Source organism: Pseudoalteromonas sp. SG44-1 (genome assembly GCF_014164315.1).
In the GTDB taxonomy this organism is placed as follows: domain Bacteria; phylum Pseudomonadota; class Gammaproteobacteria; order Enterobacterales; family Alteromonadaceae; genus Pseudoalteromonas; species Pseudoalteromonas rhizosphaerae.
On the sequence record NZ_JACJEW010000004.1, the window covers coordinates 14,785 to 27,226 of the forward strand.

Sequence of the window (12,442 nt, forward strand, 5' to 3'; positions counted from 1 at the left end):
AGAGTACGTAACCATGGCACGAAAAAGAAAAACACTTCCCAAGAATTTTGATGAGCTGATCAAAAAAGAAAATCTCTCGACTCTTATCACTATTTTTGACAAATGCGAGCTGGATGCTTACAGCGGCTACGGTAAGGTATCGGCACTAGGGTTTAGTCATTGTCCCGATGAGTTGTCAAAGTGGCTTGTTGATAATGGCGCGGATTTGCATTATTTAAATACCTATGGCAATACGCCGCTACACCTTAGAGCAGGCGCTATACACTCGAACTTGGACGTTCTTATTCAAATGGGAGCGGACGTAAATTTTCAAAGTAAAGCGGGCAATACGCCACTGCATAGCGCAGTAACCTTTCATAACGTCCACAATGCGGCAGTATTGCTTGCGGCCGGTGCGGATATTAACGTTAAAAATGAATATGACTTAACACCATTAGAATACAGCTTGCAGCGCTGCGGCAATTTGGATATTCCCAGTATGGTTGATATGACAGAGCTATTCGTTCGTTATGGCGTAGAAATTACGCCTAAAATGCAAGAATTGGTGACCGCTATTGGCGATAAGTTCGAGTTTATGCGAGAAGACTTTAATAAAGATAGTGTAGATGAGTACAGTCACGCCTTAAATAACTTGTATCGCTTATATGGTGTAACGCCTGTGGCAACGCGTTTGCTTCACGACGGACAGTCAGCTATTGAGTTAGTTGGTGATACTTGGGAGCAAACATACGATAACCTTTGGGATTATTTAGTCCCGCCTAAAGGCGCAGCATTAACCGTACAAGGTGAAGTTATTCGTATCGCAGGGCGAGTGACTGATGAGCTGTATGGTAATGGTGGTGTTAATTGGGATCGCGCATACCGGCAAATGTGCAATGCTTATCTTAAGCATATTGCTTCACACAATTCATTGGAAGAAAAAGAAATTGCTGCATTAAGTAATCTAGTTTCCGATATGGAGCTGTTAATGGATGAGACCACTCAGCTGCAACAATATGCTGTTAAGTGGATTTCAAAAAACACTCATCCAATTAAATTAGAAACCCCCAGCTATAAACGTTAAAGTATTTATTACTGAGGCCATCTGCTATGTGCTTTTTATGTGCTCTATGCAAGGTATTTTAATTACTAGTGTCATCAGTTATTGATGAGACTCCATCTGTATTATTTAAATAGGAAAATTAAGTGAACGAAGAACAATTACTCGAAATTATTACTAATCCGATCCCCGATAACTATTTTCCAGTCCAGTTTCTTGAAGAATGCAAAGCGTTGAAAGAGTTAGACTATATTTCACCGGTTGTATTAAAAGAGGAAGTAGTATCTCGATGTAAAGCGATTATTTCACCGCAATGGCATTCTTGGATTGAAGCCTATTTCCAGCTTGTTTCGAGCGGCAAGTTTCCGTTTTTATGGCCTTTTAGACAGGATATGATTGGTTTTAACTTCAGAGAAGAGTTGGATGACTTTGAACGTGACGATGAGTTATTTTCATTAGGCTCTGACCCAGTTGGTGATTGGTTTGTGATGACCAACAGTAGCGGATCACAAGTGTTTTTATCAGATCATCATATTTATGATTTATATGACGGTTGGAAAAACCCCAATCATCTAGTGGCTTGGGCGTTACGCTCTGCATTGGCTGATGAACATGGGTTGGCTGTTGCAGATATTATGAATGCTTGGGAACAACGAAATGATAAAGTTGAACTCGATGCTCTCAAGCGGATCATATCGGATCTTAACTAAACCGAACATGTCGTCGGTTGAATATGGGGGAAACGCTTTATTCTGACGTTACCCCATACATCTTTAACGTTATGGTTTTTAACTATTCTTATGTACAGCAGTAGCCAGTACGTTAGGCAAATAAACTCAAAAAAGAGTAAGTTAATGTCCAAATGGCAGTTATTTAAAAGCGGTATATGAGAAGAGATTAAGACCCCATTTTAATATCAGAATGTTTTTTATTTAATGAGTAAAGTCAATCACTTGAGTATCGCATAGGCTTGTTAGCAAAGAGTTTAGTTGCAACTGATAATCTACACAGGGGCATGGTGCTGTAGCATAGCCAGTATCACATGAGGGGATTGTGAACATTTAAATGGCAAACGACAGGTAAATGTCAGTAATTCGAAAAATACGAATTTTCGGTCATTCACATTTTGAAATCAATTATGGTAATAGCGATCAAAGTAGAAAATCAGCAAACGATTGAATCAAAATAGCAACTCGGCTATGGTTGAGAAATAAATAAAAATAAAATTGCGTTATTCTACAAGTTCGTTAACTACTTGAAATAGGGTTATCCTGAATGAAAACTAATGTCGAAAATACAGAACAGCTGGCTACTGTAAATCAGAAAGTAGTTAAGGACGGGGAGGTTTTACCTTCAGTTCATTTAAAAGATGGGAGTCGGGTTCAGACAGGAACCGTGGCAACAATGTTATATAACATTAATCTTTATAATGCTGGCGAGCGAGAGCTAGTAGAGAAAGAGCTAGAACTTGCTGTGCCAACGCTTGTGAAAGTCGGCCTATTTGATCTTTTTCCCATTGAGGACTGGATTGCTGGCACTAATCCTGGCCGGCGTTTCGTCGGTGAATGTGCAAGAAACTATTTATCTCGATTAGGTAGCTAATAAGTGATTATTTGACACTGACTGCGTGACGTGGGCATGAAGATAATTACAATGAAAAATTTCGAACTGTTTATTAAAAGCTTCGCGTTAAGAGCCTATGAGCAATAAATTACGAAAATATAAAATGTCAGGATTTTTGCGGGCATCGGTATTACCAGACTACGACATCGATCCTAATGGGTATGCTGCATATAAAAATGCACAACTCATATTAGACTCATTCTGTGAGTTAAAAGATGAATCTGTATTTCTACCTTTTGGGGTATTTAGTCGAGTTTACAATTTTTTGGGCCAAGAACTAACGCTTGATCACGATTCGGATGCAGGCGATGTAACGTTTATCCCAAAAACTGATGTGCAATTAGAGGGCTTACTATCACTACTGATAACCGAACATGGCTACGAAGTCAGCCCTTAACAAGTTTAGGCTGTATATTTGAAATTTAAGTTTGCATGCCTGTTTGCTTTAATATTCAGCAGTAATGCGGTTTTGCATGCTGATGAATTAGATTTTTCTCAGTATAAAGGAAAAAGCTATGAAGTAGTTAAACGTGAGTTTTTAAACAGTGGTTGGCAGCTAGTGCCAAACCAAGAAGGTGAAACTTCCATCAGCGAACAATATCCTGAAGTGACATGTGGCTTAGGTAGTATGGCTATTTGTTCTGTTGGTTTCAAAAGTAAGCAAAACTCGGTTGCTTTCATAGTCGTAAAATCGCAAAGTGAATTAATTATTTCTGGTGAATATTGAGTTAGCCACTAATACATATGAGCTCAGCTATGGTTGATACATCAATGGCAATAAATTTAAAACGAGCAATTTTACAGGCTTGTTATATTTAGGGAAAATTAGGGAGAGGTTATGGATACTCAAGCAATTAAAAAAGAAAGCGAAACTATTGTTTCAAGTTTTGATGGGGAAATTTGTGATTGGCTTCCTGTCTATGATATCTCACAGATGAGATCAGATAGTGAGATCATAAATAGAGCACTGATTATGAATGCAATGATCAATATTGCATTCAACGCCCCAATTGACTTCATAAAAAACTATATCGATGAAAACCAACTAGCTGAACACTTGTCAGACGTTGAGAAAACTATTCTTACACAATCCCAAGAAAACATAAGTGAGCAAGATAAAATCAATTTACATTGGTATCTTGAGTCACTCTGGGCGTTGATTTGGGTTATGAATAAATTCGATGACCTCAGTTTTCCATACCCAATACCGGACGATATGATCGACTACTGCCCGGATCTACAGCAAGAAGAAGGCCCAGAAAAGTTTACGAAAGATATTAAAATCCGCTCGTTTGAAGAAATATATAAAATGAGAGATGTATATTATCGAGCTATGTGGAGTTGTAGGCATTACCAACTTAATAATGACCCCCATGATAATTTTAATATGAGCATAATCATGGAGCGCCGTCGAGCGCTAAGCTGGTGTCTTGATAAACAATTAGATTGGGATGATGTCCCTCAAGACACATAAAAAATATAGCAGGGTGATCACCCGAGGTCAGCTAGTTGGCGGGTGATGGCGCTATTGGAGATAAATATGAGATACATTGATGTCGAGTGGATACATGACCTTGAAGATGAGCCGTTTCGTCTCGTATCCGAAATTGGTGATGATAATTTTGAACTCCGCAAGCTTGAGTTTTGTCGTAATGGAAAGCTTGGATTTGCTTCGGGTGAAACCCACACCGAAAATACGATGCTCGGTATTGTTGAAGTGCCGCAACTAGAGGAGATAAACTCTGATGTTGAATTTCAGGGAATAAGTATCTCAAAACAAGAATTTGAGCAGCTATGGCAGAAATATGTACCATAGCTGCTTGAGGCATCAATAATATGCAAGAATATAAAGTGTCTCATAAACAGGGAAGCTCAAAGAAGCATATCGAGTTTTTTTCACCGCCAGAGTCTGCTGATTTTAGAGCTGCATGTGAATCTGCTTTTTCTAAGCATAGCTTCACTATCGAATTTGATGGAAATTATTTATGTGTAACACATTCAGATAAATCGTCACGGTTGTCAGATATAAGTATTTAGTCTGATGAGTGGGGAGTTATTTGGGGTGAGGCATCTCAATGGGGATCGGATGAAGAGAGCCATAGTGCAATAGAATTATTTGAAAAAATACTTGCAGAAAGTGGTGAGTTTATTGCTAAATAAATGCCATAACAGCGTTTTAAGTAAGAGTTTTTTGCAAAAGCTTGTCAAAAATTATAGCCGCTTTTGCATTGATACCTATAACCGCTTGGCTATTACTAGCCAAGCAGGTGAGTTGTCTTTTCGTGAGTAATTACAGGCGAGTTACTGTAAAACCTTGGTTTTTAAACTGCTTTAATAAACCGTGTTGTTCTGGCAAATGCAGGGCGCCTACGGCGATAAATAGTTTTTCTTTACCAATGCGAGGTGTGAGCTCTTTTATCCAATTATTGTTACGTTCAATCAGCATAACTTGTTCGCTGATCTCACCGTAGTTGCTGTCATCAAAGCTTTCATTGTAGTACTTAGTTAAGGTGGCCATATCGCCATTTTTCCATGCATTAACTAAGGTTATAAAGTAGGTTTCAACATCGGCAAGCTGTTCAAACGTTTCTTCAATCATTTCGTTACTTAACAACGATAGATTATTAAACATCTCCATTTGATATTCGAGCGTTTCTAATTCGCCAACCGGTATATTGTTCGCTTTTGTATAGGCAAGCACTTGTTTATCAATGCCATATTGATCAGAAAAACCAATATTTTGAAATTCCATTTGCAGCATAGTAACCATTACGGCCCATGGAGCTAGGTTATTAAACATCGCTATATCAATTGATTTGTTGCTGAAGTATTGCTGAAGCTTTTTATAGTTTTGCTCAGATAATTCGCTTTGTAGAGTATTACCGTTTTTTAGCATCATAAATGGCATAGAGCGGCGCTGCATTTCCATCGGGCTGATTGCACTAACATCGACTTCAACAATTACTTGATCGCTGGCATCAAGCGCGTCGGTTACTTTTTTAGGTAGCCCTTTCATAGTGGCATCACCGACATGCACAGTGCCAAACAAATATGATTTAACGCCATTTTTTTCTATTTGCCACAACCCAGGTTCACTGTGGCTAGCAAAACTAATACACAGTAAAAGGGATAAAATAAAGTAACTGCTAATACGCTGAGTGAGGTTCATAATTGTCCTTATTGGTTGGGTATATATCCATATTAAACCAATACGCTTAATTGGGTAACGTTAAAATTAATGCTAAGCGAGAGTTTGGCTTGTTTTTTGCGCTGATGGTAAAGTTATTGAGATTACATAAACTGTTAACTATCGCTAGCCCCAAGCCGTGGCGTTGGTTATTCGTTCGTGAGCTATCAAGCTGGTAAAGGGGATCAAAAATAGCCTCAAGTTGTTGTTCACTTAAAGGCTTAGCTAAAGCGTTGCATAGCGTGATTGTGGTGTGATATTTAGTTTGTTCGACCTGTAAGTTGATAGGTTGGGTGCTAAGCCCATAAAACAATGCGTTATCGAGCAAGTTAGATAAAATGGTATGCAGGCAAAATCGGTCAGCGGTGATCATCAGCTCAGTTGCAACATCTAGCTGTAAGCGCTGCTCAATATCGGCATGTTTAAACTGCAGTTCATTGCTTAATTGCGTAATAAAGTCACTTAAATTAACGCTTTCTAAATTGAGCTCTACAGCGCTACTACCAGCGCGTTGTAATAGCAGTAAGTTATTGACGATGGTTTTCATACGCTGTGATATAGCCAAAATGTCGCTGGTATATGTGGCGCTAATACGCTCATCATCAGGGTAACGCAGTGCCACTTCCGACAAGCTGATCAGCTCAGAAATTGGTGTTTTTAATTCATGTGCGATGTCGCTGGTTAGGCGTTTTTCATTTTGATAGAGCTGTTGATTGGTGGTAATAAATTTATTCAGCTCATTACGAATAGGTTCAATTTCCTCTACTTGAAAGTCGCTTTTGATAGTTTGTGAGGCGCCAGTGATATCGAGTAATTTTATTTGTTCATTTAAGTTGTTCAGTGGAAAGAGGCCACGGTTAACGATTCGAGTGACTAAATAACGTACTCCAAAAACTGCGATAATGCAGGTCAGAATAAAAACCACATCAATGATCAGTAATACTTTATTTAATGATGAAATAGGAGCGGCGATAGTTAAAACCATGGTCTTAAAATGACCGCTGCCGCGCGCTGCTTCATTTTCTTGCTGGGCAATGAAGTGGCTGATCATAGCGCGACCCTCTTCACCGTTAGGCAGAGTGTAATCAATAATTTTAAATTCGTTAATGGGGATAGCTAAATTGGGTAAATCAATATTTTGATATAGTTGCAATGAATCTGATTTTTCAAACGTCAGTTGTTCGTGCCATAGCTGATAAAATTCGCTGGCATTGGCCTGCTCATATTCAGACATAAACTCGCCAGCAAAATCAAATTCTAGTTTGCCATTATGATCTTTTACTAAGGTTTTTAAATAATTAGATTTATTAGTTAAAGATTGATTAAATTGATTTTCAACCCAAGAATCAACACTCAAATCGACGGTTAAAAAAATAGTAACCAGAATAATCGATAGTACGGCACTAATATTATTGACTAGTTTACGCTTGATAGAGTGACGTTTAGTTTTTGGCAGCTCAGTTTTGAGAGGCGACATAACCAAATCCACGTTTATTTTTAATTGGTAGTTCGCCGCCGAGCAGCCGTACTTTTTTGCGGATCGCTGAAATATGCGCTTCTAGCGCATTTTTTGACAGCATATCAAATTGGCCGACCACGGCTTCGCTGATCATCTCAAGGCCTAATACCCGTTCTTTGGCACTAAATAAGCACTCAATGATTTTATATTCGTTGCGAGTAAGGTTTATAGGCTGCTGCTGATAATGCAGTGTTTTTAAGCTCAAATCTAACACGCATTCTCCTACACAGAGTGTGTTTTGCTGGTTTTGTAATTGGCCTCGCCGAGACAGCGCCAGTACTCTGGCATGTAGTTCTTCAAACGAAAACGGTTTCGTTAGATAATCATCAGCACCTTTCATTAAGCCGTTTATTTTGTCTTGTGCTTCAGAGCGAGCAGATAAAATTAATACCCGAGTTTGACTCGAGCTGCTACGCAGTGCCTTGAGAATACTCATGCCATCAACACTTGGTAGCATTAAGTCGAGAATGATTAAATCATAGTCGCCACACAGTGCCATGCTTAAACCGTGTGAACCATCACCGGTACCGTCCACGGTAAAACCGAGATTATTAAGGCCTACATCTAGGCTGCGTCTAAGCGGTTCAGAATCTTCGATTACGAGTATCTTCATGATCTTAACTCAATTAAATAACATGTTCGCTTTGCTACTTTAGCAAGGCTTATAGATTAATGATACCAACTCTTTTGATAGGCTAAATTACCTAAATTGGCATGTGCCAGTGCTTTTTTCACCAATTGTGGGTCGTTGCTGGTGGGCACTAATTTATCTTGTGTGTATATATAAGTGGTTGCTGGTTTTTGTGGTTGTAAAATTACGACCTTATTACCTTGGCCACTATTACCGGTTATGTAGGCAAAGTTTTTATCGTATTGCATCATTGCGCGTTGTTTATTATCTGCGATTGGCTGCGTAAGATCGCGACCTATCATCGGATGTTCACCACTGGCTCCAATCAATGATAATAATGTCGTCGGAATATCAAGTTGGCTAGCCAACTGATGATCACGCTTGGCATTGATACCTTTACCAAAAATAACCGCAGGAATACGAAAGTGATCAATCGGTACTAAACTTGCCCCCGATACGCGCGAGTCATGATCAGCAATCACTATAAAGACGGTATCGTCCCAGTAACTTGATTGCTTTGCTTTTTCGATAAAGGTGCCTAGCGCATAATCGGCATATTTTGCTGCATTATTGCGAGTTTGTTTTTCATTATCGTAAAGTGCAATTTTATTATCAGGGAACTCATACGGGCTATGGTTAGAGCTGGAAAATACTAAGCTAAAAAATGGCTGCCCTTGCTGCTGTAACTTGGTGAGTTCTATATCTGCTTGGTTGTATAAGTCTTCATCCGATGCACCCCATGAGCCATTAAAATCAATATTGGCAAAGTCATTACTATCTACAATGTGTTGAAAACCATTACCCAAAAAGAAGCTTTGCATATTATCAAAGTGGCTTTCACCACCGTAAATAAACTGGGTTTGGTAATCTTGTTTGCTTAAAAAGTCAGCAATGGTAAAAAAATCACGTTGCGATTTATCAAGCTTTACTACTGCGCGAGAAGGGGTGGGGGTAAATCCAGTAATAACCGCTTCTATACCGCGAACTGAGCGTGTGCCCGTGGCGTATAGATTATCAAACCCCCAACCTCGCTGATAAAGTTTATCTATATTAGGGGTTAAAGGTAAGCCGCCTAAAGTACCCACATAACGTGCTCCTAAACTTTCTTGCAAAATGATAACTAAGTTTTTGGGCTTCCCTTGATACGCCGCTTGATGAAAGGTTTTGGTTGGTGCGCTGGCATCGTTAAAAACAGCTTGCTCATTTTGCATACTCGCGCGTACTAAGGCTAATAATTCCTCTTCGGCCATGGTGCCATAAAAGTCTTGGCTTGATTTTTCATTACTGAGTTGTTTAATTGCAAAGGCTACGCTATACAACGAGTTAAGACTAAGATCATTAAGTAAATGATCAGTTGAGAATGCCATCATTGCAGGGTTTAACGGTCGATGACCTAGTGAGTTACGTGCACCTAGAACGGTTAAGCACAGTAAGCTAATCACCAATAAGGAGTGTTTTATGATTGGCAACTGACAGTGGCTACGCCATTGGCTGGTAAAAACTTTTGTAGCCAGTTTTACCCCAACGATCAAGAATAAAAAAGTGGTGAATACCTCTATTTTATACCCCGCAAAAATCATGCGAGAGACTTCTTTTGGGTATATTAAGTATTCAATAAATAAGCGGTTTGGACGCAAGTCATATTCACTAATAAAGGTCGCAGTGATCACTTCAAAGAAGATCAGCAATGCGGTCATTAGCAATAAATAGTATTTAATGATGCCACGAATAAGCTGCTGTTTAGAGACTAATGTGCTGATAATTATCAACAACAATGCCGGCATTAAAATATAACTTAAGGTAGCCGTATCAACGCGCAAGCCGCCAACAAAAATATTTAGCCAAGCATGAGAGCTAAATACTCGCTCACCTTGCCATACACTTAAGCTAAAACGAGCCAGGGTTAACATAGTTAGCGATAAACTAAAAAATGTTAGCAATACCCAATATGGACCGAGTCTATTTTGTAGTTGCGCAAGACTAAATTTATCAGTTATGCCCATAAAATAGCCCACCAAACCAGTGTGCTAATCATCATTGCTATAAATACACTGGCAGAGGCAATATCTTTAGCCAGCCCAGAGAGTTCATGATGTTCTGTACCAATACGATCAACCACCACTTCAATCGCGGTATTGACTAACTCGGCGAATAGTACAAACAGCAAGCTGGCAATTAAAATAAGTTTATCGCTGGTGGGAATATTCGCCAGCCACGCAAACACTCCAAGTAATAAAAATAGCGCGAGTTCTTGCTGAAATGCAGCTTCAAATCGCGTCATCCATTTTAAGCCATTGAAAGTATGGCGTAAGGTAAATAAAAGGCGTAGTAGTCCTTGGCGTTTGAGTACCGTTTTCGAATTATTCATTATTGTTTTTCACTTTTTTATTAATTGCTTTACAGTTACTTACTAAATCTAAAGACTGTTCATAGGCTTTACTTTTGATGCCTATTAGAGTGATTAATGTATGGAATATATTGTCGTGAGAAGCAGCTTGTTGTTGATCAACACTCTTTAAGCAACTTTCTGTAATACGTTGGTTGCCTTTGGCAGCCCACATATACATAGGGACATGGGTTTGGCCACTAGGAGCAAAGCTATACGGAAAGCCATGTAAGTAGGCGCCATTTTCGCCGAGCGACTCACCGTGATCTGAAATATATACAAAGGTTTTATCAATATTGTCAGGTAAGTTATTTAGTTCGGTTAACATTAATGAATTTACGTAGTCGCTATACGCTATGGTGTTGTCATAAGTATTAACTAACTGCTCAGTGCTACAGTTTTGTATATCACTGCGGTCGCAGGTTGGTGTGAATTGCTTAAATTGATCTGGGTAGCGCTGAAAGTAAGTGGGTCCATGAGAGCCCATCATATGCAATACAATGACCGTATTAGCTTGGCTTAAATTAGCTAGTTTACGTTTAAGTGGTGCTAGTAACGCTTCGTCATAGCAATGCTGTTGTTCACAAAGTGCAGAGTTATCTACCTTGATGGTAATGTTGGTAACGCGATTACAGACATTTTTACAGCCACTGTTATTATCAACCCACAACACATCAGCGCCAGCGCTTTGGGCAATGTCGAGAATATTTTGCTGGTTATCAGCTTCGTTACGTGAGAACTCAGCTTGGTTTTGTTGTGAGAACATACAAGGGACCGATACCGCTGTTGCGGTTCCACAGGATGCTACATTGTTCAGGTACGTTACTTTGAAAGGTCGAGTGAAACGGTTGGTATCGCGTGTATAGCCTTGGTAAGCAAAGTTTTCAGCACGTGCTGTTTCACCTACCACGATAACGGTTACTTGAGTGTGTTGTGATGCACTTAGTACTGGTGCTGGGTCTAAAATTTGAAATGGTTCGTCAGAGACCAGCCATTGATCGCGAATATATTTATAGCCACTGCTTAAATATTGGAATGGAATTAACTCTTTCTTTAATAATTGATTGTTACGTCCGGTAGCGGCATAGTCGGCATAAAAACTCAATACAATTACGGCGATTAAGGCAAAGCAGCCCAGTAGCAGTTTACAACGACTCACCAGCTCTTTGCTAACCAGACTAAAGCGAACCTTGGTTTTGATTAAAACCAATAGCGGCAGTAAGGCGAACAAACAAAAGAATATAATAAATTGCAAGTTAAGATAGCTTGCCGCTTCATGACCGTCAGTTTCAAAGGTGTTTTGAATCATAGAATAGTCAAATACCACTCCATAATTTAAAGTGCCGTAAAGAACGGCGCACGAGCTTAACAATAATATGTAATTAATTGGTTTGAGTAGCCAGCGACTAGATAAGAATGAAAAGAAAATAATTAATAAGCACAGCAACAGTAACGGCACTGAGAGTAAAAATAACCACGAAAAAGAGGGCAATGTGGTGATTGCGTTAAATGCACCATGCATAAAAGGGATATTGATGATTAAGCAGTAATAACATGCTAATGCGATGATAAAAGTATTGGCGCTACAGGTAATGTAGAAGCGCTTTTTAAAACCTGTGCTGAGAAATTGGCTTACCAACATAAATTGAGAACTCAATAATAATAATTTAATACCTGCATGGTAGAGTCCAAGACTTAAGAAACACTTAAGGGTAACTAGTCATTTCCTGAATGAGGTGATTTAAAAAAGAATGATTTATTGTGATTTCGTCAAAAATTAATCAAACCAGTAATTGGTTATAACGAGGTATGAAATATCAATAGCTTCATATATTAGGAAAATTAATCTATTTAGGCTTATATATTGGATTTTTATGCCTTTAAAATTGATTGGTGAGTGTTTTTTTAGATTGATTTTAAGGTTGACTTAGCACTCCCATCGCGGTACTAATATAAAAAGACAGCGGGGGAGTTGCAATTCCTTCGTAAATTAACAAATTTTGGTATTTATTACATGCTTACAAACGCACTAAACCTAGTCCTTATTAACGTCGTGG

At 38.9% G+C, this 12,442-nt stretch carries 14 protein-coding genes; 8 read left to right on the forward strand and 6 right to left on the reverse strand.

Translation table 11 applies throughout. The features are described from left to right. Nucleotides 1-13 precede the first annotated feature (13 nt). From H5187_RS02685 to H5187_RS02720, 8 genes are all read left to right on the forward strand, one after another. Nucleotides 14-1,063, forward strand: coding sequence for an ankyrin repeat domain-containing protein (locus H5187_RS02685; protein WP_182784083.1), 1,050 nt, complete (start codon nucleotides 14-16; stop codon nucleotides 1,061-1,063). Between the two features lie 122 nt (nucleotides 1,064-1,185). Next, a complete protein-coding gene (locus H5187_RS02690) occupies nucleotides 1,186-1,749 on the forward strand; it encodes a hypothetical protein (protein WP_182797521.1) in 564 nt (187 codons plus the stop codon). A 565-nt stretch (nucleotides 1,750-2,314) separates the two neighbouring features. Next, entirely contained in the window at nucleotides 2,315-2,641 is a 327-nt protein-coding gene (locus H5187_RS02695; RefSeq protein ID WP_149982583.1) for a hypothetical protein, read from the forward strand. A gap of 97 nt (nucleotides 2,642-2,738) precedes the next feature. Next, nucleotides 2,739-3,059: a hypothetical protein gene (locus tag H5187_RS02700; protein WP_149982584.1), complete on the forward strand. Its 321-nt coding sequence runs from the start codon at nucleotides 2,739-2,741 to the stop codon at nucleotides 3,057-3,059. A gap of 18 nt (nucleotides 3,060-3,077) precedes the next feature. Beyond that, nucleotides 3,078-3,389 carry a hypothetical protein gene (locus H5187_RS02705; protein ID WP_182717661.1) on the forward strand — a complete coding sequence of 104 codons (312 nt, stop codon included), beginning with the start codon at nucleotides 3,078-3,080 and terminating at the stop codon, nucleotides 3,387-3,389. Nucleotides 3,390-3,500: 111 nt separating this feature from the next. Beyond that, nucleotides 3,501-4,136 carry a DUF4272 domain-containing protein gene (locus H5187_RS02710; RefSeq protein ID WP_182717662.1) on the forward strand — a complete coding sequence of 212 codons (636 nt, stop codon included), beginning with the start codon at nucleotides 3,501-3,503 and terminating at the stop codon, nucleotides 4,134-4,136. A gap of 66 nt (nucleotides 4,137-4,202) precedes the next feature. After that, nucleotides 4,203-4,478 (forward strand): DUF6881 domain-containing protein, encoded by a 276-nt coding sequence (locus tag H5187_RS02715; protein WP_182740399.1) that lies wholly within the window; start codon nucleotides 4,203-4,205, stop codon nucleotides 4,476-4,478. Between the two features lie 20 nt (nucleotides 4,479-4,498). Further along, nucleotides 4,499-4,699: a hypothetical protein gene (locus tag H5187_RS02720; RefSeq protein WP_182797522.1), complete on the forward strand. Its 201-nt coding sequence runs from the start codon at nucleotides 4,499-4,501 to the stop codon at nucleotides 4,697-4,699. Nucleotides 4,700-4,952: 253 nt separating this feature from the next. Here H5187_RS02720 and H5187_RS02725 read toward each other — a convergent pair whose 3' ends face one another. From H5187_RS02725 to H5187_RS02750, 6 genes are read right to left on the reverse strand one after another with little or no spacing between them, the layout of a single operon-like run. Next, a complete protein-coding gene (locus H5187_RS02725; protein ID WP_182717664.1) occupies nucleotides 4,953-5,831 on the reverse strand; it encodes a TraB/GumN family protein in 879 nt (292 codons plus the stop codon). 46 nt (nucleotides 5,832-5,877) lie between these two features. Then, nucleotides 5,878-7,326 carry a sensor histidine kinase KdpD gene (locus tag H5187_RS02730; RefSeq protein WP_182717665.1) on the reverse strand — a complete coding sequence of 483 codons (1,449 nt, stop codon included), beginning with the start codon at nucleotides 7,324-7,326 and terminating at the stop codon, nucleotides 5,878-5,880. Next, entirely contained in the window at nucleotides 7,307-7,981 is a 675-nt protein-coding gene (locus tag H5187_RS02735) for a response regulator transcription factor (protein WP_182717666.1), read from the reverse strand. Before H5187_RS02735 ends, H5187_RS02730 begins: the two co-directional genes overlap by 20 nt. 56 nt (nucleotides 7,982-8,037) lie before the next feature. Then, nucleotides 8,038-10,002 (reverse strand): LTA synthase family protein, encoded by a 1,965-nt coding sequence (locus H5187_RS02740; protein ID WP_182797523.1) that lies wholly within the window; start codon nucleotides 10,000-10,002, stop codon nucleotides 8,038-8,040. Then, nucleotides 9,993-10,367 (reverse strand): diacylglycerol kinase, encoded by a 375-nt coding sequence (locus tag H5187_RS02745; protein WP_182717668.1) that lies wholly within the window; start codon nucleotides 10,365-10,367, stop codon nucleotides 9,993-9,995. The genes H5187_RS02740 and H5187_RS02745 overlap by 10 nt, the downstream gene beginning before the upstream one ends. Continuing rightward, nucleotides 10,360-12,027, reverse strand: a complete 1,668-nt coding sequence (locus H5187_RS02750; protein WP_182760682.1) for a phosphoethanolamine transferase — start codon at nucleotides 12,025-12,027, stop codon at nucleotides 10,360-10,362. The genes H5187_RS02745 and H5187_RS02750 overlap by 8 nt, the downstream gene beginning before the upstream one ends. Nucleotides 12,028-12,442: the final 415 nt, after the last annotated feature.